Origin of the sequence: Flavobacterium plurextorum, from assembly GCF_024638035.1 — a bacterium.
Taxonomy (GTDB): domain Bacteria; phylum Bacteroidota; class Bacteroidia; order Flavobacteriales; family Flavobacteriaceae; genus Flavobacterium; species Flavobacterium plurextorum.
Map to the genome: position 1 here is coordinate 4,536,377 of NZ_CP100442.1, position 25,263 is coordinate 4,561,639.

The window sequence follows — 25,263 nt, forward strand, 5'->3', positions numbered from 1 at the left end:
TCCGCCAGTTTAATTTTCTTTTATCCTAACTGGCCCTTGCAAGCCGGAACTCAGTAAGGTTCTGCTCTTGCCTTTGAACTGGGCATAATTTGGATTACCTTTTACAGCCTCACCTGTAAACGCATTTCTGCGTGTGGTCGTCACAATCACTTCAATTGTATTAGTGCCTTCTTTGATCAACGGGGTTATATCGATTCTGTAAGGAGCAAAAAGTCTTTTGCCTGCGTTTACTCCATTAATTTTAACTTCAGCAACAAAGTTCACTTTACCTAAATCTACATAATAGGATTTATCGGCTTTAATATTGTTGACATTAAAATTCGAGAGATAAATCCCCTCATCGGAACTAAATTTAGTTTTCTCGTTATCAACCCAATCAAAAAGGAGTGAATTCTCAAAAGTATTTTTCCCAACCTGGATATTCCACTTTTCAATATCTGCAACATCCTTCATTTGATCATCTACAGGAATGCTAAATGTCGATTTTAAAACATCTTTTTGCGTCGAAGCAAATAAGATTATTGAGCCATAAGGTGCAAGTCGGTAGGAAATATTTTTAGTGCCTGCCAAGATTACTGAACCGTCCTCGGCACTGAACCAGTAACAGTTTTTTATTTCATCCCCTACATTTATTTCTATTGACTGCCATTGATCAGTTTTATTAGAAATGAATTTGATGATACTTCCATCAGACATCTGGCGGTTTATTTGTCTTGAAAAATGAGCTTCTTTGGCAAAATGAAGCACTTGGTCAATTTTTTCGACCGGGAACTCTGAAACAATTTTTACCGTATTTTTTTCGTTCCACACATCGTTCATCAAAGCTGCTGTCTGCTTATCCTTACTTTCAAAATCAAGATACGAAGGTTGTTTTTTAGGACATTCGCCGATTGCCCAAATACTCATTCCGGTTTTGCTCAAAGCACTGATACTTTTTACTGTATTTATATTTACATAGGGTAGATTAGCTAGTATCAACACCTGATATCGATTGTCTTGAATATTAATTTTTCCATCAATCATTTTTGCCTTCTGCAGATATTCATCATTTACAAATTCCCAGGTAATTCCTTTTGATTCCAGTTCGTTAATTGTCTTCCATAATTCATTATACCAGTTTTTTATTAAAACCTGTTTCGACTGATAAGTTCCAAAACCTTTAATGTCGGGCTCCACTCCCTTAAAGTAGCCTTTAAACAGTGTCTCTTCGGGATTTAGCCCTATTTGATCTTCAGAAAAATTATTAAAGGGCATATAAATCAATACGTCTGTTTGAGGTTTCCCTGCTCGCAATGCATATTGACAACGCGCTAAATACTTATTGACTTCTTTGATATCCTTCCAAAACGGATCTGACTCGTTCATACCCGAGCTAAAATTCAAATAGGGAACAAAACTGTTCGACCATGTATTCCAACCTTCCTTACCGTATTCCCCATTATTATATTTATAAGGGCTCCCATGATAGATTATTTGATTTATACCACATGCAAAAGATTTATCAGCCCAGACTTTAATTTTTTGAGGGGTAGTCATTTCGGCTCTTAAAATGGATACAAAGGACTCCTGGCTGATGATAGGCCTGTTATTTAGGTGGGCACCTGAGGTTACCAATTTCAAATATCCCTCAGAACCTTCGGCAAAAAGCTGCTCGGCCTCGGGAATATCAACAATTGAAGCTGCTCCAATCAAATCTATGGGAAAACCGTATGCCTGAGTGCGATGCAGTAGCCCGCTTTTTTTCATCCATTCATTGCTGGTTTTAATAAAATTATTTCTAAATACCCTATTTACTGTTTGATCGTAGTCGTACATTATTCGCCATTGATTTTTCTCATCAAGTACAAAAGGCGGCTTTGCATTATGATAAGCTGAGGCCAAAAACGTAGGATTATCATATCCTTTCTGAACCACTGAAGATAGGTACGGACTTATATCATAGCCATTTTGCTCCTTAAATATCTTTATAAAATCCTTGCTAATTATTCGGTCAACATGAAATTCATAGCTATCGTTAAAAACAGCTCTCATCGGTTTTGAAAAATAAGCAGGCAAACCTGTTCTGGCTCCAAATAAATAATCATAGGTCTTATTGACAATGACAGGATCCAGATAGTCGATCACATATTGCACCCCCTTGGATGCACTTAAAGAAGGCACTTCTCCCGTCGGTATGCTCCAGCTTACGATAAGCCGTAAATTTTGCCCGGAAGGAACTTTCCATTTCAACATATTATTTTTCACCTTGCTGGTTAAATCAACGACTGATTTTGAATCAAGAAAAACTTGCTCATCTTCTGTTCTTAGTACTTTTGCCACTATCACACTTTTTATGACACCCCACTGTGGCTTCACTAAATTATCGGTCGAAGAATGATTTTTCACTGAGGACTCAACTTGTCTTATCATAGGGACTTTGCCATTATACAAACTGCCAGGTGTAAGGAGCGAATCGGCAACTGCCAATGTCCGCATACTTTCAGAAGGATCAAAAAAAGATCCACCCATAGGCCAACCGCTTCCTGCGTTCATATCCACAACGATTTCGGATACTTGCGCCTGTTGCATTATTGCCTTCATATTATCATAAAACGAAGGCGTATCCCAGCTGTAAACCCTTTCCAGCTGATCCTTTGGCGCCTTAGGATCCAGTCCCATAGTAAAAGGCTGAACTTCCACCCCTGCAAAACCATTTTCGGAAAACATCCTTATTTCCCGTTGCAGCTCGTCTTTAGTGACATCATTTCCTGGGAGCCACCATCTTGTGAAAGGACCATATTCTCGCATACCAACCTGAAACTTGGTATTATCAAAATCAAAGTATGCCAACCAGTCAGTTCCGCCTGCTGCATTCTTGTTCTGTTTAGATTGAGCATTTATCATATTGACTGAAGTACAGCAAAGTACTAATGCAATCAAAGAAAGTGAGTTTTTCATTTTAAACATATATATTTTCATTTTTACTAAAAAGTTGCGAACTAGCTTTTTATAAGTGGCTCCCAAACTTGATTAAAAAAAGGATTTCGTTTAGCCTGCTCAGCATAACCGTCTACATTAGCCAAACATTCAGGACACCAATGCCCAGCCAATAAAACTGCTGTTGGACTTGCTTCGAACTGCTCTCCAAATGCGCATTCCCATCTGATTTTAGAACTTAAATCTCCTTTTTTCATATCGGTAGACAAGCATTTACCTCCCCTAAAAGCAGCTACCTTGTGCATATCCTGAATTTCCAATTCGGAAGTAAACTTCGATTCGTCATATCCATGAGAAAGTCTTATAGGAATTTTTAACGGTGTAATTGGTTTGTAATGCTCCCACGCAGGTATCTTTTCCCATTGTTCTTTAGAGCCGAAATAGGCTTCTATTTTTTCTTTATAACCATTTTCAATCCAGTCCATTGTACCGTAGTCTTTTTTATAAGCTACCGGTTTCATTACATTTTTCTTTAAAAAAGATACAGGTAAGAACCTCATTAAAAAACGTTTAACCTTTCCCTGCTTGCGTATAGTTTCCAGATAATCTTGTATACTTCCGCTTCTAAATTTTAAATATTTTTCAAGTTCATCAGAATCCTCATACCATTGCCCGTGAAAATTCTGGGTTGCAAACCAGTTTAGATCAAAAATTTTCGTTATATCTTTTATTCCTGAACCTTTTGCGCTCTCACGCAGGAAATTATAATTAAATGTCCTGAATTTTTCTCCTCCACCAATATTATAAATCCTTCTCCAGAATTCTTCAGGAATATCATCCTCACACACGTTAGCCATCATTCGTCCTGAATCTTCCACCGTTACCCACTCAAAAACACCTTGAACAGGCACGTGATACATAATGGGGTCCAAGGAATCAGATATCGAAGGATATAAAATGCCGGTTTGCCGCAATGAAACCCAATGTTTAAGGCCTGACTCAATAACTTCAAGCTCTGCTATTGTTTTTGAGAGGGCATAATTGTCGTATTTACTAATTTTCAATGGATCACCTGTTCTTCCCCAGTGCAACGGCGGATTGCGGTCTCCCGTTTGAGCAACTGTACCAATATATACCAACTTTATATCATCTTTATTAGGTTGGGACTGAATTGCTCTCACAATATTCTTGGCACCCCCAACATTTACCTTCGTGGTAAGTTCGGGATGATAATCAGCCATAGGTGACACCATTCCTCCAACATGCAAAACGTAATGCGCCTCCTGCACACCTTTCAGCACATCTTCATAACTAGTCAAATCACCCCAGATTATCTTAAGATTTTTATATTGCTGGTAGGGTTTCATTATTTTTTTATCTTTCACAGTAGGAAGAACCAAAACAGAGACATCAAATCTCTCACCTCTTTCCAGAAGCTGCTTAAGAACTGCCTGCCCCATATTACCTGAAGCTCCAGTAAGAAAAACATTCTTTTTCATTTCTTTTCTATCTTTTAGTTTTATATTTTTAACTATGAGGTAAAGCCTTCTTCCCCCTCAGTAAGATTGCATTTTGTAATACCAAGTAAAATTGCTCTATTTCAAAACCGTGTAACGATAATTATGTAGATTTATAATCTGAAAAACAACTCTCAAATTCCTATGTAGTATTGCAGTTAATTTAAATATATGAATTTGATAACTCCAGAACGTAGTTTATAGCGAATTAGTCAAATTTAACAATGCTTATTGAAGGAACTGTCCTGCGCAATCAAAACTAAAATGTTGATTTCAATAAAAAAAAATTATTAATAATATTAATAATTTCTATTACGCAGATCTCCAAATGAAAGGAGGAACTTTAGAAACAGAAACATTAAGCAATATCAATTCAACTTTGGCACTTCAATCTTCTTATAAATGAAGTAAAAGACTGGCTTTGTAAGGCAATAATTTCTGTAATTAGTAGAAAGACCTTATCTTTACAATAATATATTTTACTTAGATGATAGTTACCGAAAGAGAAGCTTTAGAGTTCATAAAAGAAGGCCATAAACATTTTTTTACACAAATAACAATAGACTGTGTCATATTTGGATATCATGAACAGCAGCTTAAAGTATTAATTGGGAAATGGAAAGGTCTTAATGGCTGGGCTTTTCCGGGCGGCCACATTGGACGCAAGGAAACCTTGACTTCTGCGGCAAATAGAATTTTGAAAGACAGAACATCAATTGACCAAATCTTTCTTGAACAATTTCATACTTTTGGAGACAGTCAGTACCGCTTACAAGATTTTAGCTTTTTACAATCCGAAATAAACGACCAAGTCGCAGAGGATAGTTGGCTTTTTCAAAGAACTTTTTCTGTAGGTTTTTATGCCTTGATTGAATATTCTGAAGTAAAAATTAAAACTGACTTTTTTTTCGAAGAGTTTAAATGGATTGACATTTCCGAAATCCCTACCCTATTATTTGACCATAACGAGGTATTGGAAGTTGCTCTCTCCACGCTTCGAAAGCAAATCTATCACAAACCGATTGGCTTTAACTTGCTGCCTGATAAATTCACCTTGCCTGAAATTATTTCCTTATATGAAACAATACTAGGAAAAACTTTAGATAGAAGAAACTTCCCTAAAAAGCTTTTGACCTTAAATCTTATTACCAAACTTGAAGAAAAGAAAAGTATTGGTAAACATCGCTCCCCTTTCCTATATAAGTTTGACACTGAAAAATATAATAATGCACTAAAAGAGGGCATTATACTTGTTTTTTGACAGAGTAAGCAACCTGTTTATTCACTACTTTCCTGTCTAATGACAACAGGACCTATTAAACCGGCAGAAATTAATTGTTCATCCTTCTCTTTGAATTGGTTATATCGCTTATCTCCTTTTTTCGCATTCCCTACAAATCCATTTAATTGACCTGGAGTGACACGGATTTCAAGCGAATTTGTTCCCGATTTTAAAAATGAAGTTATGTCAAGCAAATAAGGAGCAAAAATCTTCTTGCCTGCAAATTTACCATTTATATAAATCTCGGCAGTATAAGACACTTTTCCCAAATCCAGAAAGAAGTGTTTTGAAGCTGTGTCAGTTTCCCATTTAAAATCAGATTTATATACACCCAGGTTAGATGAATACTTCAAATTTTCATTGGTTCTCCAGTCAAACAATAAAGAATTTTTAATTTCGAAATTTTCAACCTGGATATCCCAATTCTTGATGTTTAAAATTTCTTTATCAACATCTGGTATTAACTGGGACGCAGATAATTTATCATCTGTCGAAACGGATTGAGTTGAGGCAAAAAGAATAATTGAGCTGTAAGGTCCAATCTTATAACTTACCGTAGAACCTTGATTTTTCAATACTGCTCCATTTGTAGCATCCATCCAAAAACTAGACCTAAATTTCGAATCCAAAGTCAGGTTTATTGTCTTCCATTGATCACTCTTATTCCAGATAAACTCCGCACGGCTGCCATCACTCATCTCTCTCTGCACTTGTCTAGTAAAATTATAAAAATCCCCAAAAGCGACCGATTGCTTGAACCTCCCAGTCCAGTTTTTAAGTTCACTATCATTAGAAAGAAATAGGCTGTTTTTTGATTTGATTGCAGACGCTATATTCTCTGCGGTTTTTTTATCATTCTTTTTCCAATCTAAAAAAGATGGTTGTTTCTGTGGCAATGTCCCCATTCCAATGAGTTGCATTCCTTTACCAGATAAAAACTTTATCTGTTCAGAGGTTTTTAACTGGATTACTTCCGTATTGACAAGTATTAAGCTCTTAAAGGTATTATCTCTAATATTGATTTGTAAATCCTTATCCAGCTTAGCCTGCTGCAGTGATACATCGTTGACAAACGCCCACGAAATACCTTTTGCCTCAAGGGCATTGATCAGCGGATAAGCTTTTGAAGCCCATTTTATTTTTTCCGGATCAGTTTTTTCTTTTGCAGTCTCCTTATTTGTTGGAGTATATTCTTGAGGAAAAATTTCTTCAGGGTTTTCAGGCATACCCTCAACGTTCATGAATGGGAAGTAGATCAGAACATCCGCATGCGGCTTACCTGAACGAAGTGCATACTGAACTCTGCTAACATATTGATTGATCTCTTTTTGATCTTTCCAAAAGATATTTCCCTCGCCAAGATTAGTGGAGAAATTAATCGCTGAAATAAACGGTGTCGAGAAAGGATACCATCCTTCCGGACCAAGTTTTTCCGGTGTATAACGATAAGGCACTCCGTGATAGATGACTTGGTTCACTCCAGCAGCAAATAACTTATCCAAAGCAATTTTTATTTTCTGAGGACTGGTAGTATATGCTTGGTTAATGGACACTGTTGACTCTGCTGACACAATCGGACGATTATAAAGAAGACCCCCGGATGTCATAATTTTCATATTAGCTTCGGGTCCAAGCATACTTTCCGTCTCTGGAATCGATGCTTCTCCTGCCATTGCTATCATATCCATATTAAGACCGTAAGCCTGCGTGCGATGAAGAAGTCCTCGGCCTTCCAGCCAGTTTTTACTTACTTCAAAAAAGTGCTCCTTCAGCAGTTCACTTAAGGTAAGATCATAGTCATACCTTAAACGCCAATCCTCATTTGAAAAATAAAAATCTGGCTTTACATCAGGTCTTAAATACAGCACATAATTATAACCTTTCCGCATATTGGCTGGCAGCCAAGGAGTAATATCATACCCTCTATTTTTTTTAAAAAATGAGATAAAATCCAGAGAATAATGCCTATTGGCTTTAAACTCATAACTATCATTAAAAACAGCACGCATAGGATTGCCAAAATAAGGCTGTAAACCTGTTCTTTCACCGAAAAGGTGCTCATAGATTTTACGCACTTTATTTGAATCAAAATGATCTACAACTGGCCCTTGCTCAGGCATAGCAGCTATATTTGTTTGTTCACCGCTAGGCAAACTCCACAATACTATAACCTTCCATTTCCCTTTTGGGAAGTTCCATTCCAAAGTGTTATTCTTAACTGAGGCTGTCAGTACATGGGCAGTATTTGGATCTAAGTGAACTGATTCTCCTGCTTTGTTTTCTTTGCTGTCAATAATCTTAACAACTAATACCGCCTGCATTTGAGCTGGCGAACTTGATTTATTTTCGATAACTGGAAGTGTAACCTTTTTTTTCTGCCCTCCGTTAATATTTACCTCCGTAAATTCAAGTGAAAGAAAACCGTCTTCAGGATTTAAAAACGAGCCGCCCGGTGGCCATCCGCTCCCATTTGTGACATCAACGATAACATTGCGTTTTCGAGCTATGTCCATAACAGCTTTAAGGTTGTCGTAGTACTTAGGAGTATCCCAGCTTAAAACATTCCCCCTCACCTTTGCATTCATCGGAATACCAATAACCAAGGGCTGAATTTCAACTCCGGCAAATCCATTATCCGCAAAAAGATTTACTTCTCTTTCTAATTCTTCTTTTATCACATCATTTCCTGGCCACCACCATCGTGCAAATGGTCCATACTGCTGAAAAGGAATATTGAATTTATTTGCGTCAAAATCAAAATTAGGAAACCACTTATTATCTTGGGATTCTTTATTTTGCTGAGCATTGCCCTGCAGTGAAATTGCAAGAAATAGGAAACTAAAGATGATGATCTTTTTTTCTATATCTTTTTTTATTGAATATCTTCTCATTATACTTGAGTTATCTTTTGTATTGTTTTTCACTTACTAAAAACAAAAATTTATAATTCCTTTAGATCTTCTTTTAATGGTAATTTAGGGCTTACCTTTTTCACTACAATTTTATTGGCAATATTAAAGGTAGCTGTCTTTTTAATATCTCTTGAAGAAGCACCGATGCTAATCTTATAAATTCCCGAATCAGCAATCCAAGAACTTTCTTCTGTGTAGAATGATGCAAGTTCGGCCTCAGTGATCAAAAAGCTAACCGTTTGTTTTTCACCAGGTGCAAGCATTTTGGTCTTGGCAAATCCCTTTAATTCTTTCAAAGGTTTTTTTATATTATTATTTGGTCCTGAAATATACAGCTGCACAATTTCACGGCCGGCAAACTTTCCTTTATTTGTAATATCAATAGAAATCTTCAATTTATTTTTGAAATCGCTTCCGCCTAATTTTATCCCTGCATATTCAAAACTGGTATAAGACAAACCATATCCGAATTCGTAAGCCGGTTTTATATCGAAGGTATCATAATAACGGTATCCCACATAAATACCTTCTTCATATAAAGCATTTTTAGGTTTTTTCTCCTCTGACAAACCTGGAAAAGATTTTGCTGACGGAATATCAGTGTAGCTTACAGGAAATGTAACTGCAAGTTTTCCGGATGGATTTACTTTTCCAGAAACTATGTCGGCTATAGCATTCCCTCCTTCTAAGCCGGGCTGCCATGCCAGTAATATAGCATCGGCATAATCTCTCCAGCTTGCTACCTCTATCACGCCATCAATATTTAAGATAACAACAAGCTTTTTGTCAACCTTATGATATACGTCGGACAACTGTTTAATAAATATTTTTTCCTCTTCTGTAAGATTAAAATCATAATCAATTTTACGGTCGTGTCCTTCCCCTCCATTTCTGCCAATGGTCAACAAAGCAACATCATTTTCTCTCGCAGACTCTTCAATTTCCTTTAAAGTGTGAGGAAGTTGTTCAAATTGCTTCGGTGTCTCAAGCAAGCTGGTTTTCGCAGGCGTTGATTCTTTTTTTGTTCTTATATAGGTATTGTAACTTGTTCTAAGCATTTTATCTAAACCTAGACCTGCACCTTCCAACCCTTGATCCAAATTAATTACGTATTTACTATGAACCTCTCCGCTTCCGGTTCCACCGCATATTATGTTATACGAACTGTTACCGAATAAAGCTATCTTCAAATCCTTTTTTAACGGTAAGACATTATTATTGTTTTTCAGTAGTACCATTCCCTGAGCAGCTGCATCGCGGGCAATCTGAGCATTCTGTTGCAAGTTAGGGTTGTCGGTATAGGGAATTTTATTGTAAGAAGGCGTTTTCATAACAATTGACAAAATCCGCTCAACATTTAAATCCAATTCCTTAATGTCCAAAGTTTTATCCTCTACAGCTTTAATAATTGCGTTTACTTTGGAGGGTGTTCCCGGCATAAGCAAATCATTACCAGCCTGAACCTGGCTTAGAGTATTTCGGCCTCCAAACCAGTCTGTCATTACAAACCCTTTGTATCCCCATTCTTCCCTTAAAATACCAGTCAATAAATCATGGCTCTCCGATGCATATTCGCCATTGATTTTATTATATGACGACATAACTGTCCACGGCTTTGATCTCTGCAATGCAATTTCAAATCCCTTCAAATAGATTTCCCTTAATGCACGCTCGCTAATTACACTGTTAACAACAGTTCTATTTGTTTCTTGGTTATTCACTGCAAAATGCTTAAGACTGGTACCTATCCCGTTAGACTGTAGTCCATTAATCATTGCAGCTCCTATATAACCGCTTATGAGAGGATCTTCAGAATAATATTCAAAATTTCTACCTCCTAAAGGATTACGCTGAATATTGATGCCCGGAGCTAATAATACATCAACACCATAAGCCTTAACTTCACTTCCCATCGCCTTTCCAACTTTATCAACCAACGCTATATCCCAAGAGGACCCCAGCAGGGTAGCCACAGGAAAAGCAGTACAATAATATGTTTTTGGGTCATCTTTCCTTATAGGATCTATTCTTAATCCGGCAGGACCATCAGCAGTAATCACCGCTGGCAGCTGAAGCCTATCAATAGGAAATGTCGTCCCTGCTGCACCATTAACTTTGCCCATTGTCGCGCCAACCGCCCCATTGGCAGAATTGACATTTGAGCTCATACCCGTGCCAACCACAAAACTTGCCTTTTCCTCAAGTGTCATTTTACTTAGAATTTCTTTTATTTTCTTTTCATGTGATTGTGCATTTGCTGGTATACTTAAAAAAGTAAGAGATACACCAATCATCTTAAGTATAAATTTCATTTTTTGTGTATTAAATTTTACTTGACTAAGAAGTCAAGTCTTAATGAATTATTTAAAAGCAGAACTAAAAAAGGGATAGTCTAGACTATCCCAGTTTAAAATTTATTTCATGCGTACTGCTGTAGCATCAAACATTTCCATCATGCTCCCTTCTGCATTGTCTTGATCTTTCTTTTCTAAAAAAAGGTAAACATCATATCCTTCAGAAGTAAAGTAAACTGTCATTTTATCCTTTCCTTCTAACTCTACCTTTGTTAACGGAAATAAATCTTTGTTTGTAGCTGGATCAATAAGAGAACCAGAAACTTTACCCTCGTTATCGACAATGTTAAGAATCATTTTGCTATCACCTCCCGGCGTACCTACCACATTCACATTCCACTTTCCGTTAAAAAAGTTTTTCTCCTGTGCAGTTGCACTTACTGAGAACATTAGAACAAAAAACATTGTTGTAAAAAATAAATTTAATTTTTTCATGATTTAAAAAATTAGCATTGATAATATAAAAATTGGTTAAATAAAAAATAAAATCACGCACACTGGTTTTAGACGGGAAATAAATTGATACTAATTGGATATCCGCTGCCAGGATCACAAATAAAAATCAAAAAGTTTCATTGCGTTTCATTTACGCAATAAAGATATTAAATAATTTTTCCGATTAAAAAAAAAAGTCGTTTTTTTTTTAATATTCGCAAATTTTTACACAATTACTTGTAATATGCAATATACCCTATCAAATCCATTATAAATTTTGCAAAGCTTAGCACAAAGAGACTGTAGAAGAAAGAATGTATTTAAAGAGATAATTACAAGTTTAAAACTCATTTGTATTAATACTGGAATTTTCATCGTATATTAAGGAGAATATTTTGGAAGCGAAATATTTTTTTCTATGAGTAAATATAACGCTGAAGGCTTCCAGATACCGTTTTACTTTTTTTTCTGCAAGAAATTAAAACTTGTTTACAAGCAGATCTTTAAGGTCTTGGTTGAAACTATTTTTAAAAGCTAGAACTGCACTAATTTCTAATCGAGTGTTTTCACCAACAAACAACTCTTTACTAATTAGGGTATCGGAAGAAATTGGATATAGAGAAGGTAGAATTGCTACTCCCAATTTTGAATCCACCAAACCAAGCATAAAATCTACACTTGATACTTCCTGAACAATATTTGCTTCATAGGAAAAACCAACACTAAGGCAAATTTTTTCCAAGTCTTTCATTATTGCCGGAAGCAGCTCTTTACGAAGGCTAATCCATTTATCGTTTCTGAACTGTTCAATTTTAACTTTTTTATATTTAGCCAGCGGGTGATGCACTGACATAGTAATATTGAGAAATTCAGTACCAAGATCAATATAACTAAGATCTTTAAATACGATAGGTAATAATGAAATCCCAAAATCAATATCCTCTCTATAAACGGCTTCCTGAATAGCCTCGAGCGCAGAAAATTCTACAATTTTATAAGTTGTACCAGGCAAAATATTTTCAAGTTTTTTTACAATTTCAAAAATACCTGCACTACGGCTTGATGCGTGAATACCAATTGAAAGCTGTTTATTTTTCATCCCTAGGGCATTCGCATTTTTAACTACCCTTTCAAACTGTTCTATTAAGCGGGCAATCTCTTTTAGCAGATAAACACCTGCTTCGGTTAATACCACCTTTCGATGATTAATCCGTTTACTGCTGTCAAAAAGATCAAAACCTAATTCAGATTCCAGCTGTTTAATTTGATGCGATAAAGCCGGCTGGGTAATATTAAGTTTTTCGGCAGCTTTAGCAAAATGCAGCTCCTTTGCCAGAATTATAAATGACTTAAATTTACGTAATTCCATATTCTTTAAATTATAATGAACCCCTTAGTATCAATTTGAATGGGTTTTCAATTTGTTCATTTGAGGACTCCAAAACAAGTTTTGCTGCAGTTTTTCCCATTTTTTCGAAATCTGTCGAAATAGTGGTAAGACCATTCATAATAAATTTTTTTAGTGGAGTTTCATTATAAGATATAACCCCTACCTGTTCACCTACAATTAAATCCAAAGCAATAATTTTATCTAAAATTTTTACTAAATCTTCTTCCATTAGATTTATATACACCTCACCCTCATTCATATCCTCAAGATCTATATCACTAACTATTTTATAGTTAAAAGCGTAACTTCTGCAAAAATTCTTAAAACCGTTTTCAATCTCTTTGGGAAAGTAACTGATTTCAGGAAATATCAATTTTAGTGTATGATATTTGCTTAAAACATCCAAAGCCTGACAAAGCGCATTAAAAATATTATCTTCAAAATTTTCGTAAACCGCACCAAAACTTCCGCTGATGCCATCGACCTTTTTGTCTACCAAAATTAATTTTTCCTTAGGTATCAAATCAATTATCGTTTTATAGTCCTGATCTCTCTCCAAAAAATGAGCAATAATTACGTAGTGGGTGTATTCTTCTTTTTGCTGCTGTAGCAATTTCTTAAATAAGTTAAAATCATTGTTATAAATATAAAAATCAACTGCACCCTTATCTCCTAAAGTTTGCACGAAGGCATCATATATAATTTTTTTGTGCGCACTTAACTTGTTAAACATTAAAAAAATTTTCAAGTCTTGTGAAGTCTCGGTACTGGAAATAAAATACCCCTTTCCATGGTGCGCTTCCAAAATACCCATTTTTCGCAATTTATTGTAACCTTTTTCAATTGTAACCCTTGAAATCTCATATTGAAAACTCAGCTCATTAATTGAAGGCATGACATCTCCCTTTTTTAGAATCCCCTGTTTTATAGCATTTAAAGCAGCATTGACCAACTGCTGATATTTCGGTGTTGCGGAAAGCTCATCTATTCGGAGGCAGTCTATAGCCTGTTTCTTTTTCATAATTACAAACATTTAAGTAAGATGGATAAATCACAAAACTTCCAGCTTAAAGATTAAGCAGCAAATAAGCTTCAAAATTGTGCAATTCTTAATTTAATAACAGAAAAAAAATGATTTCAATTATTTTTCAAATACAAAGATAAAAATATTATATTGCGTACCACATACGTAATAAAAATAAATACTTTTAATTTCATTTAGAGCACCGTGAAATGGGACCAGAGTTTTATTAAACAGGAAGGATTAGTTAAAAAATAAAAAATACGATGGCAGAAATCTCGAAAAATACCGAAAAAATAATCATTAAAATAAATGCTGAGTCAAGTATTCCGAAATATATTCAAGTTGCCAACAGCATAACTAGAGACATTTATGAAGGAAAAATCTTAACAGGAAAAAAACTCCCCTCAATTAATGATTTAAGCGAAAAAACTTCTCTTTCACGCGATACCATTGAAAAAGCCTATAAATTACTAAAATCCCAAAATCTCATTTATTCAGTCCAAGGCGTAGGGAACTTTGCAACTATATCCAATTCCGAATCAACGAATAATATATTGTTCCTAATTAATAAGCCGAGCTCCTATAAAATAGAAGTCTACAATGCTTTTGTAGAAACTATTGGAACTCTAGGACATGTAAATATGTATTTGTACTATTGCGACGAAAATATATTCATTGATGCAATTACAAAAAACCTGCACAAATATGACTTTTTTGTGGTGATGCCGCATTTCAAAAACAAGGTAAATAACCATGTCAGCTATACCCCCAATGTAATCAAAACAATTGAAACTATTCCTAAGGAAAAACTTTTACTGATAGACAATTCCCATGCCGAGATTTCAGGAAATTTTATTTCAATTTATCAAAATTATAAAGATGATATTTTTCAAGCCATGCAGGAGGCCATGGACCAATTAAAAAATTATAAAAAAATAATACTGGTATACCCTCAGAAATCTGTATTTCCTTACCCTCAGGGAATACTAACAGGTTTTATACAATTTTGTGAGCACTACAACTTTAGTTTTGAGATCCTGGACCAAATCTACAAAGGCCTTGAGTTCCAATCTAAAGAAGCATATATTACCATTCAAGAAGGCGATCTCGTTAATCTTGTACAACAGATTACAGAAAAAAAATTGACTATGGGAAAAGATGTGGGAGTTTTGTCCTATAATGAAACACCATTAAAGGCACTTCTGGGAATAGCTGTAATAAGTACACATTTCAAGGCTATGGGAGAAAATGCCGCGAAAATGCTTATTGAAAATAAAAAAGTAAAAGTAAAAAACCCGTTTTTGTATATCAGGCGGAATTCATTATAGGCAATGGAATCTATCAAACATAAAAAATATAAAAAATAAAATTTAGGACCAAACCATTCTCCGCCAAAAGTTCCACGCTTTAAATTTCATTCACCTTTCTAATTCAATATTGCATCTACTTACACATCTTATTAAATGATTCAAGCTAATCTGACAATAATCCATCAATTTATGAAATACAATACAAATTCCTTCCTTTTCTCTAATTAAAAATTTTTAATTTACAGACACCCCACATCTTTATGTTATTTTAAACGATTTGCTTTTTGATGCGTTTTTACAAACGGATATATCTACGAATTCGTTTCTCTGATAAAGTTATTCAGCTAAATAAATACTTCGTTTTCGTCCAAAATATTTGGATAATCTTAATCTATGAAAAAAACTTTTTGACAGTTATTATAATTATAAAAGCTGATAAGCCAAAAATTAATTTAAAATTTTCAAATTATGAATAGAAGATCTTTTCTTAAAAATACTGGAAAATTGGGCATTGCATTGAGTCTTCCCGCAATTTACTCTTTTCACACATTAGATAGTCTAACAAGTGAATCACTTGTTGACAAACATTCATTTTTTAAGTTATCTTTAGCTCAATGGTCTCTCCATAATGCTATTAAGCGTGACAAAACCCTAGATGCACTTGATTTTAGCAAGAAGGCTAAAGAACTAGGGTTTGATGCTGTGGATTATGTCAATCACCTATTTAGTATCGATCATAGTAATCGCACCTATTCAATAAATAATCTGGTCAAGGAGCTGAATATCCGAAGTAAGGATAATGGCATTGAGAATTCGATTCTTATGGTTGACAACGAGGGAGGATTAGCGTCAGCCAGCCAAGTTAAGCGTGATAAGGCAGTAGAAAATCATGCGAGGTGGGTTGATGCAGCTGCGGGCCTGGGCTGCAATTCTGTCCGCGTTAATCTCCTCGGACCCGGAACTGAAAACGATTTTAACCTTTGGAAGGAGGCTTCTGTCGATGCACTTGGAAGATTGGCTAAATACGCTGAAGGCAGCAATATTAACGTCATAGTCGAAAATCATGGTGGAATGTCGTCCGATGCCGGGAAGCTTACCCAAATCATGCGCGAAATTAATCTTAAAAATTGCGGAACCCTGCCTGATTTTGGAAATTTTTGCACTAAAACAGATAATGATAAACAATGGGGTAAATGCATTGAAAAATATGACTGCTATCAGGGTGTTAAAGAACTGATGCCTTTTGCTAAAGGTGTTAGCGCCAAAACATATGATTTTGATTCAAAAGGCAATGAGACGTCTATCGATTATTTAAAAATGCTAAAAATTGTTAAAGATTCTGGATTCAACGGTTATATAGGGATAGAATATGAAGGCGAGCGCTTAAGCGAGGAACAAGGTATAAAAGCGACCAGAGAACTAATACTTAAAGTGTCATCAAAATTTCGCTGATATGAATTTACAAATACGCGTAAAACTATACCTAATGATGTTCCTCCAATTTTTTATCTGGGGCGGATAGTTTATAACACTTGGCACATTTGTTTTGACAGCAACAATAAAACAATTTTAACCCAACCTATAAAAAAGCAGATTCCTCATTTTTTATATTCGACTTCTTTCTACCATTATAATTTGTCCAGAAGTATTTTGTATTTTCTGCCTACCGGCACAATCATATTATTTGTTAGTGTCAATAAATTCTCTTTGTAATTAGCGATTTTGCCTGAATTTACAATATAGGATCTATGGACTCTAATAACTGAGCTGTTTTCAATTTCTTTGACTAAATTAAGAAGTGTACCATAAACTACAAAAGTCTTTTTGTTATTATCCAGATGCAGTTTAAAGTAATGCCCAAAACTTTCGATACAGATAATATCCACTAGGGCAAACGACTTTATTACTCCATCCACCTTCAGGGACAGACTTCTGTTTTTATTAACATTGGCCATTTCTTCAGCAAGTTTATATCCTGTAGAATAAACTTTTAATTTTTCAATAGCCTTCGCAAAATCCTGCAACGAAATTGGCTTTAAAAGATAATCAATAGCATCTTGCTTAAAGGCTGTCAGCGCAAAATCAGAGTACGCTGTAGTTATGATTGTCAGCGGCCTTTTGGGCTGTAATTCCATGAGCTCCACACCTGTCATAACAGGCATATTAATATCCAGAAAGATCACATCATATTCGTTTTTACTTAGCATCTGCAACGCGTCCTTACTATGATATGCACTGGCAGTATGCTCCAAAAAATCAAATTTTGATATATGGGAAATCAAAACCCGGTGGGCAGGTTCTTCATCGTCTATTATAAGGCATCGGTAGGTTGGAGTTGATACCTTTTTTGCGACTAAACGCTTAGGCAGTATTTATCTGAAGCAATAAAAAATGAGATATATTGCCTAAAATTTCTGACTGGTAGCTAATTTTATTCCTGCAAATTTTAACAGCATGAAAAATAAGAGAAGAACCTTTACTTTAGGCTTTAAGATTCTGGCCGCTTCCATGAGCATCCACTGCGGAAGAGTCTGTGACGTGGCAAGAGAACTCAACATCAGTACAAGTACCCTTCAGCACTGGAAGAAGCTTTACCAAGAAGGCAGATTTACCATAAAGAAAACTTCAGATGAAATTACCCATAAAAATGAGCTGCAGAAGCTGCGGAAACAGATAAGAGAACTAGAAATTGAAAGGGACATCCTAAAAAAGGCTCAAAATATCTTCTCCAAGAGCGGCGGGTGAAATATGAATTCATCAGAGAAAATGCTGAAATATTTCCTGTCGAGAAGATGTGCCGGATTTTTCAGATCCACAAAAGCAGTTTCTTCCGCTGGAGGAAAAGAACACCCACTGCAAAGTCTGTACGGAAAGACCATATAATAAAAGAAATTATAAGAATTTACCACTGGAGCCAAAGCCGATACGGAAGCCCGAGAATTGCTAAAGAATTAGATTCCATCGGGATAAAAGTTTCCAGAAAATTTGTCGGGCAGATTATGAAGGAAAACCATCTAAGAAGCATTGCAAAATCTAAATATAAAAAGACTACAAACCCACCCCGTAATAACAGATCAGCAGAAAACAGATTAGAACAGATTTTTAAGGCAGCCAGAAGAAACGAAATCTGGGTTTCTGATATAACCTACATCGAAACAGATGAAGGCTGGATCTATCTCACTGTGGTGATAGACCTTTTTGACCGTAAAGTGATCGGCTGGTCAATCAGCGAAACAATGAGAGCAAATGATACCAGCATCACCTCTTTAACGAAAGCTCTTTTAAATCGTCCTTTGCAGAACAATCAGGACCTACTCTTTCACTCAGACCAAGGAAAGCAATATGCCTGCCGTGAATTTATTGCTTTATTAGCCACAAATAAAATAACCCAAAGCATGAGCCGAAAAGGAAACTGCTATGATAACGCGATAGCAGAGAGCTTCTTCAAGACATTAAAGGTAGAACTGGTATACCAAAATAAATATAAGACTAAAGAGAAAGCAGAAAAATCAATAACCGATTATATCGAGAGCTTTTACAACACCTGCAGAAGACATTCTGCACTCGGAAACTTAACCATCGAAGAGTTTCAGAATCAGCAGGCAATTAAATAATAGCTTTTCTTATGATGCTAGAGTTAAACTGGGCGCACAATCGATGCATTTAGATTTAACAAGAACTGATAATACTGTATTAAAACAATTTGAAGGCTCAAGTTAGAAACATTACTAAAATGAAACAAAATCCAATAATGCTAATTACGTTTCCAGAAAATAACTTTTCATTTTTTAAGCGCACTAAATACATTTGAAGTACAATTAAGATACAATCTAAAGTTTTACTTTAGCTAGCATATAGCTATCTATTTGTGCAAATGGTACTTGCACACTCTGATGCCTACTATTACTAAGAAGAGAGAGAAACTTAATTGTCGTGACACTGTCACGACAAATTCCTTATCTGTAGATAGGTCTATATCTTTTATAATTCTTAAAAGATTATTTTCTTCGGCGTATCTTCCTATATCTATTTTCCAATTGTGCCGACATTGTCGGCATATTTTATTTTTCGTATTCTGTAGCAGTAGCTGAGAGTTTTTTTTACGACGTAAACAAAATTAATTTACCATAACAACTATGCATCTTTAAAAGCAAAAATATCAGTGATTGATTATAACAAGAATCTAGAACACTTCCAAAAGACATTCTGCTCTTGAATACTAAAATTTTAAATATTTAAAAATCCGTTATTTAACAAAAAACGCACTACATTCATTTAGTAACAACCCGTTTGATTTTATCTGTTTTTATTACTTTTTTGTATGTTTGCAAACTACAACTAACTTCCTTACTTAAAAAAAAATGCTTCAAAACCAATCTGTAATCCCCGATATAAAAGCAATAATAGCGACTTCAAGAGAGAATGCAATTAGGGCTGTTGATAATGAAAGAACCAAAATGTATTGGACTATCGGGAAACGCATTTTCGAGGAAGAACAACAGGGAAAAGATAGAGCGGATTATGGAGCTTACTTAATTAAGTATCTCGCAGAAGAATTACAACCCGAGTATGGCAGTGGATTTTCGGTCAGACAATTGGAGCGATATCGTCAGTTTTACCGGACTTTTCCAATTGCGTCCGCAGTGCGGACGCAATTGAGCTGGACACAGTATAAACTCTTATTATCAATTGATAACCAAGAAAAAAGAGAGTTCTATATTGCTGAAAGTGTAAAAAACAATTGGACGTCTCGACAATTGGAACGTCAAATAAACAGCAGTTTATATGAACGTCTTTTAGCAAGTAGTGATAAAGAAAGTGTGTTGGCAGTTGCTAAAAATGAAAAGTTGCCTTCAGATGCCCGAGAGATTATAAAAGACCCAATGTATTTGGAATTCTTAGGCTTAAAGCGTGAAGCTGCTTATTACGAAAAGGACCTAGAACAAGCCATTATAACGCATCTTCAAGAATTCTTATTAGAAATAGGAAATGGCTTTTCTTTTGTTGCAAGACAAAAAAGAATTCATATTGATGGAGATGAGTTTTTTGTAGATCTGGTATTTTATAATAGATTACTTCAATGCTTTGTTTTAATAGAAATTAAAACACATAAGCTTACTCACCAGGATATCGGTCAACTACAGATGTATGTTAATTATTATGACCGAATCGAGAAAAATGAAAATGAAAACCCTACAATTGGAATATTACTTTGTGCTAATAAAAATGACGGTGTAGTTAAATTCACATTGCCAGAAAGCAACAAAAGCATTATCGCAAGCCAGTATCATTTATATCTTCCAACCGAGCAGCAATTACTGGAAGAAGTCAATAAAGAATTGGCAAATTTTCAAGAGGATAGAAAGGAAATCTAAGAAAGAAATTGACATTTAATTTTTTGGCAGAATCGTGGCACTTCATATTTTACAAAAGTAAAAAATCAGTGCTGACAAAGAATGCGGCATCAGGGTTCGAAACTTCAAAACATCCTAGAAACAAAAAAAGGACTAATTTCTCATTGATGTTTTTTTAATCTATACTATCTACTTAACAATATTTATAAAACGCCGGAAAACCACAGAATCTCACCTAATAGAAAAACTACAAAATCGAATACTTTGGGGTTTGTGATTTGAAAAGCTACAAAGAATAATTATCTCAAACATCAAAACACAAAAAAGACTCTTCAAGAAAAGAAAGTGTATCAATTGCAATCTTCAAATACTGCCCAAACAGAAACTAATTTACTACATTGTATTTCAATTAGTTAAAACAATAACACGTACTCAATTATGGCAGAAAAACGCAAAAAATACGATTGCATTTTCAAAATAGATGCCGTAAAGTTAAGTTTTGAGAGAAGTAGTCTTAAAGAATTTGCAGATGAGCTCGGAATATCGCCTTGCCTTCTAACCAGTTGGCGCAAGACATATCAGAGATTTGATGCGGGAAGTTTTCTGGGATCCGGTTACGCGAGAATCCATCCTGAGGACATATTTACCTATGGACTTGAAAAAAAAGCCAAAGAATCAGCGCTCCGGTATGAGATTTTAAAAAATGCATCTCCGCATCTTTGTAGTGGAAAATTAGCGCTTTATCAATTCATTAAAAGTAATGAAAAAAAGTATTCAATAGCCAAAATGTGCAAAGTGCTTAACGTATGTAACGGAACATATATTAGATGGAAATATAAAGGGATTCCAAAAAAACAGCAGCAGATAGCTCTGTTAAAAGAAAATATTGCAGCAATATTTTTACGTTATAAGAAATATTGTGGAAGAGCTAAAATTATAAAGGAACTAAGTGCTCAAGGCTATACAATATCTCCCAGAATGGTCAATACATATATGAAACAATTGGGATTGCGCAAGATTGCAAAAAGAAAATTTAAAGTAACAACCGATTCCAAACATACTCATTATACTTCTCCAAATGTTCTAAATAGAGCCTTTACAGTAAATTCCCCCTCTAAAATCTGGGTATCTGATATTACCTATATTCAAACTAAAAAAGGCTTTTTATACCTTACAATAATTATGGACTTATATGACAGGAAAATAATTGGCTGGAGTTTAGGTACCCGCCTCTCTACCTTGAAAACTACTTTAGCTGCCTGGGAGATGGCTATAGGTAACCGTACAGTTTCAAAAGGATTAATTTTTCACTCCGACAGAGGTGTTCAATATGCCAACAAAGCATTTACGAGTAAACTCAATTCTTACGAGTGCATAAGAAGTATGAGCCGTAAGGGCAATAGTATAGACAATGCAGTTTGCGAGAGTTTTTTCAATTCATTAAAAAGGGAACTAATCTATCGAAAAAGCGAACTGATTAATCAAAAAATCATGAGAGGGGAGATTTTTGAATTTATCGAAAATTGGTATAACAAAAAAAGAATGCATTCTGCATTGAATTATAAAACAATAGAGCAGTTTAATGCAAACAGAGATATGAAATAGCCAGGGTAGTTTTTTAAATTAAATATAAAATTTACTGGCTCTTCAACAATAAAAATGACATAGCTTCTCATAAAATTTAAATATGACTAAGAGAAAAACTCCAGAAAAATACGATTTTTCTTTCAAAGAAAAAGCAGTGCTTTTAAGTTACGAGAGACACGGTACAAGTTTAGCAAAACTAGAAAAGGAACTGGGCTTGTATACAGCCGCATTGAGCACGTGGCGTCGCGAATACGCAAAATTCAATACTAGCGATACCTCAGAAAATAACTACGTTAAGGTGAATATCGAAAGACAAAAAATTCAGGAGTTTGAAAAAAAAACTAAAAAATCAGATCTAAAATTTAAAATTTTGCAAAGTGCCGGAAAATATCTTTATCAAGGGAGACACATGGTTTTTTGTTTCATGGCAAGCAACGAAAAATCATATTCTATTAGATTAATGTGCGAAGTTTTAGATATTCACAGATGTACTTATAGACGATGGAAGAACGGATATATTACAGAGAGGCAAAAAAGAAAAAGTCTACTACAGAAAGAAATAACATATATATTCTTTGCTTTTAAAGAGCGTTATGGATGTCCGCGAATTACAATAGAACTCCAAAATGCTGGATATAAAATATCATGCACTACAGTGTATGAGTATATGAAAGAATTAGGATTGTCCAGCAAAGTAAAAAAAAATAAATAGCTTTATAAATAACTATTGAATATTAAGTTAAAGTGCAAAAAAATAAATTTACTAATTTTATTTTCAGTTAGTTAAACAAACAAAACCATAATTATATACTCAAATATTTAATTATATTTGAGTATACAAATAAGAATTTTGCTAAGTATTATTAAAGTATGTAATGCAAACGATGATGAAACCAGATAAAGACACATTTTATAAAAACAAAACAGATAAAAAAAAATTACCGCACATTAACATTGAAGAATTAATAAATGATGATACATGGGATTTATTCTTTAAGTTAATTTCTAAGGTTCTGTCGCATCTGCCAGAATCAAATATAAGAATTTAACCAATTTTAAAATTAAACTGCTAATTTACAGAATGATTTAAACATAGTTATCCCTGGACTAACCATTTGATTCTTTCTCAACATATGCACAACTTCAATTCCGCTCAATGTTCGTCTAGCCGATTCAAAACTTTTAAAGCCTAATCCGTTTTGTATGCGCCACTTGATAAAACGATGATCCTGTTCTACAATATTGTTGAGATATTTACACTGCCGGATTTTTATCTTTGAGAACGAACGTTTGTTATAGACTTTTACAGCTGCAGTATTAGAACCGCTTTTATCAATGTTTATAACTTTTGGCCGGCAGTTATTACTAATTGCTTTAATTAGAAAAGACTGAGCGCTCATTCTCTGTCTTTTTCTTGTCAAAAGAAAGTCTACTGTATTGCCCAATTTATCTACTGCTCTATATAAATAACACCAAACACCTTTAACTTTGATATAGGTCTCATCTAATCTCCAGCTCACCCCCACTTTGCCCTTTCTCTTCTTCATCTCTAACTCAAGAAAAGGCGCAAACTTATAAACCCAACGTTGGATTGTGGCATGATCAACAGAAACTCCTCGCATTTTCATGATCTCCTCAACATCCCGATAACTAACTGTAAATCTTAATTTGAAATATACGGCCTGAAGAATTATGTGTTTTGGGTAACAATGACCTTTAGTATTCATTTTTTGTTAGTTTTGAAAAACCAAAGTTAAAAGTATTCCAAATGCGACAGAACCATAAATGTTAGTTATACAATTTTTCAAAACTGTAAAATAACTATTGAATAAGAAATATAAGGTTACATCATCGAAAACTTATAACAATTTGCAAATATCTACAAAAATATTTTTAACGCAATCCAAAACTCTTAATGTAGTAGTAAACATTTATATCCCATCATATTTAGATTCTGAACAACATTTTCCACATCAAATTCTTTTGCCTCAATACGTAAAATTTTATCACAATCTTCTAAATCAAAATTAATTTTATAATCAGGAAATAGCTTTTTTAAAACAGTAATAATATCATCTGCCTCCTCTTGACTTTCAACATTTGTTTTCAAAATTTCAACCATAGTTTTTATTTTTTTAAAAAGGATTATAAGATAATCCGATTCTAAAATAGCCTTGAGCATCTTCTTTTTGATCATATATATAGTCGGTTGTTTTTTCTCCCTTTTCGGTAATACGAATACTGACTATATTTGAAACTCCAACTTTTGCCATTGCAAATATTTTTGCTGAAATACGATGTTCATATGTAATTCCTGATTTTAAGTCCAACTGATTCAACTCATAAATCCCTTTTAAACTAGGTGAGTTAATATCTAAATAAAAATTTTCAGAGTTCAACTCGGTTCCAAAAGAAACTCTGCCGTTTTCAAAGACCTCTCTTCTAAATAATAATCGTTGCGGAAGCACAAAATCAATATCCCATTTTGAATTATCAAATTTATGATTATATGAGAAAAGTGGTGTAAATGGAATAATTGAAGAAGGATCAATCATGGCCATCGCTCCAACGGTTATTGTTGTATTTTGAGTTTTTTTAAGTACTAAATTTGCAGATATAAATCCTTTAACACGTTCAAAATTATCCTGATTGGCATCTACAGAAACTGTGGCATTATAAATAACTGGCTTTTTAAATAATGTGGAGATAAAAGTGGTGCTTAATGCTCCCGCAAAATAATGGATCTCTTGATTCTCTCTCGTGTATGAAGTAGAAGAATTAATGTTATAAATATCTCCAAAATCATACGTTTCATACTTATAACGTAAAGAAGCTGTTAAAACAAAACGTCTGGATTTAGATGCATAAAAAGGCATGTTAAATGCAACTTTTACTCGATTATGATTTTCAATTCTACCACTTTCAAATGGTTTTCCAAATAATTTAGAATCAAAATTAGTAGGTGTAATATTATCATATTGGACATCAAAAGTTCTCGTTGTTGGGAATTTATCCATAACCGCTTTTCCAAAAGTTTTCAAATCTGTTTTTTCCTGAGCTAACGACGACAAAAAAGTGATTAAAAATAAAAAAGTGATTTTTGCTTTCATATGAACATAATACGTTTAAAAAATTATCTGAAATTTTAAACAAAAGTATATAGCATGAATCTAATATAATGC

The 25,263-nt window shown here is 34.4% G+C and carries 19 protein-coding genes; 8 read left to right on the top strand and 11 right to left on the bottom strand.

Annotated features, from left to right (window positions below; translation table 11 throughout):
* Nucleotides 1–9: 9 nt before the first annotated feature.
* Both NLG42_RS19740 and NLG42_RS19745 read right to left on the bottom strand, forming a co-directional pair.
* Nucleotides 10–2,937, bottom strand: coding sequence for a glycosyl hydrolase (locus NLG42_RS19740; RefSeq protein ID WP_257682041.1), 2,928 nt, complete (start codon nt 2,935–2,937; stop codon nt 10–12).
* 41 nt (nt 2,938–2,978) lie between these two features.
* Nucleotides 2,979–4,415 (bottom strand): NAD-dependent epimerase/dehydratase family protein, encoded by a 1,437-nt coding sequence (locus tag NLG42_RS19745; protein WP_257682042.1) that lies wholly within the window; start codon nt 4,413–4,415, stop codon nt 2,979–2,981.
* A 505-nt stretch (nt 4,416–4,920) separates the two neighbouring features.
* On the opposite strand from NLG42_RS19745, the gene NLG42_RS19750 reads away from it, so the two are divergent.
* Complete coding sequence (locus NLG42_RS19750) at nt 4,921–5,694, top strand: NUDIX hydrolase (RefSeq protein ID WP_257682043.1); 774 nt, start codon at nt 4,921–4,923, stop codon at nt 5,692–5,694.
* Between the two features lie 17 nt (nt 5,695–5,711).
* Here the strand turns inward: NLG42_RS19750 and NLG42_RS19755 are convergent, their stop codons facing one another.
* From NLG42_RS19755 to NLG42_RS19775, 5 genes are all read right to left on the bottom strand, one after another.
* Nucleotides 5,712–8,606 (bottom strand): glycosyl hydrolase, encoded by a 2,895-nt coding sequence (locus NLG42_RS19755; protein ID WP_257682044.1) that lies wholly within the window; start codon nt 8,604–8,606, stop codon nt 5,712–5,714.
* A 50-nt stretch (nt 8,607–8,656) separates the two neighbouring features.
* Nucleotides 8,657–10,939: a beta-glucosidase gene (locus NLG42_RS19760; RefSeq protein WP_257682045.1), complete on the bottom strand. Its 2,283-nt coding sequence runs from the start codon at nt 10,937–10,939 to the stop codon at nt 8,657–8,659.
* A 102-nt stretch (nt 10,940–11,041) separates the two neighbouring features.
* A complete protein-coding gene (locus tag NLG42_RS19765) occupies nt 11,042–11,416 on the bottom strand; it encodes a hypothetical protein (RefSeq protein ID WP_257682046.1) in 375 nt (124 codons plus the stop codon).
* 478 nt (nt 11,417–11,894) lie between these two features.
* Entirely contained in the window at nt 11,895–12,785 is an 891-nt protein-coding gene (locus NLG42_RS19770; protein ID WP_257682047.1) for a LysR family transcriptional regulator, read from the bottom strand.
* Nucleotides 12,786–12,795: 10 nt separating this feature from the next.
* Entirely contained in the window at nt 12,796–13,827 is a 1,032-nt protein-coding gene (locus NLG42_RS19775; protein WP_257682048.1) for a winged helix-turn-helix domain-containing protein, read from the bottom strand.
* A 266-nt stretch (nt 13,828–14,093) separates the two neighbouring features.
* Between NLG42_RS19775 and NLG42_RS19780 the strand changes: the two genes are divergently transcribed.
* Together NLG42_RS19780 and NLG42_RS19785 are read left to right on the top strand one after the other, a co-directional pair.
* Nucleotides 14,094–15,158: a GntR family transcriptional regulator gene (locus NLG42_RS19780; protein ID WP_257682049.1), complete on the top strand. Its 1,065-nt coding sequence runs from the start codon at nt 14,094–14,096 to the stop codon at nt 15,156–15,158.
* 450 nt (nt 15,159–15,608) lie between these two features.
* Nucleotides 15,609–16,592: a sugar phosphate isomerase/epimerase family protein gene (locus NLG42_RS19785; RefSeq protein ID WP_257682050.1), complete on the top strand. Its 984-nt coding sequence runs from the start codon at nt 15,609–15,611 to the stop codon at nt 16,590–16,592.
* A gap of 176 nt (nt 16,593–16,768) precedes the next feature.
* Here the strand turns inward: NLG42_RS19785 and NLG42_RS19790 are convergent, their stop codons facing one another.
* The gene (locus NLG42_RS19790; protein ID WP_307774319.1) at nt 16,769–17,512 is read right to left on the bottom strand and encodes a LytR/AlgR family response regulator transcription factor; all 744 of its coding nucleotides are present in this window, start codon (nt 17,510–17,512) and stop codon (nt 16,769–16,771) included.
* An 82-nt stretch (nt 17,513–17,594) separates the two neighbouring features.
* Here NLG42_RS19790 and NLG42_RS19795 point away from each other — a divergent pair, with 82 nt between their 5' ends.
* The 5 genes from NLG42_RS19795 to NLG42_RS19815 all read left to right on the top strand — a co-directional run bounded on the left by NLG42_RS19795 (nt 17,595) and on the right by NLG42_RS19815 (nt 22,793).
* Nucleotides 17,595–17,885 (top strand): transposase, encoded by a 291-nt coding sequence (locus NLG42_RS19795; RefSeq protein ID WP_257682051.1) that lies wholly within the window; start codon nt 17,595–17,597, stop codon nt 17,883–17,885.
* Nucleotides 17,882–18,754, top strand: coding sequence for an IS3 family transposase (locus NLG42_RS19800; protein ID WP_257682052.1), 873 nt, complete (start codon nt 17,882–17,884; stop codon nt 18,752–18,754). The genes NLG42_RS19795 and NLG42_RS19800 overlap by 4 nt, the downstream gene beginning before the upstream one ends.
* Nucleotides 18,755–19,501: 747 nt before the next feature.
* Nucleotides 19,502–20,515: a PDDEXK nuclease domain-containing protein gene (locus tag NLG42_RS19805; protein WP_257682053.1), complete on the top strand. Its 1,014-nt coding sequence runs from the start codon at nt 19,502–19,504 to the stop codon at nt 20,513–20,515.
* Nucleotides 20,516–20,932: 417 nt separating this feature from the next.
* Nucleotides 20,933–22,099, top strand: coding sequence for an IS3 family transposase (locus tag NLG42_RS19810; RefSeq protein WP_257682054.1), 1,167 nt, complete (start codon nt 20,933–20,935; stop codon nt 22,097–22,099).
* Between the two features lie 82 nt (nt 22,100–22,181).
* On the top strand, nt 22,182–22,793 hold the full coding sequence (locus NLG42_RS19815) for an IS3 family transposase (protein WP_257682055.1): 612 nt from the start codon (nt 22,182–22,184) through the stop codon (nt 22,791–22,793).
* Between the two features lie 349 nt (nt 22,794–23,142).
* Here the strand turns inward: NLG42_RS19815 and NLG42_RS19820 are convergent, their stop codons facing one another.
* From NLG42_RS19820 to NLG42_RS19830, 3 genes are all read right to left on the bottom strand, one after another.
* Nucleotides 23,143–23,808 carry an IS6 family transposase gene (locus NLG42_RS19820; protein WP_257682056.1) on the bottom strand — a complete coding sequence of 222 codons (666 nt, stop codon included), beginning with the start codon at nt 23,806–23,808 and terminating at the stop codon, nt 23,143–23,145.
* 185 nt (nt 23,809–23,993) lie between these two features.
* Nucleotides 23,994–24,203: a hypothetical protein gene (locus tag NLG42_RS19825; RefSeq protein ID WP_257682057.1), complete on the bottom strand. Its 210-nt coding sequence runs from the start codon at nt 24,201–24,203 to the stop codon at nt 23,994–23,996.
* Nucleotides 24,204–24,216: 13 nt separating this feature from the next.
* The gene (locus tag NLG42_RS19830; protein WP_257682058.1) at nt 24,217–25,191 is read right to left on the bottom strand and encodes a hypothetical protein; all 975 of its coding nucleotides are present in this window, start codon (nt 25,189–25,191) and stop codon (nt 24,217–24,219) included.
* Between the last annotated feature and the right edge of the window lie 72 nt (nt 25,192–25,263).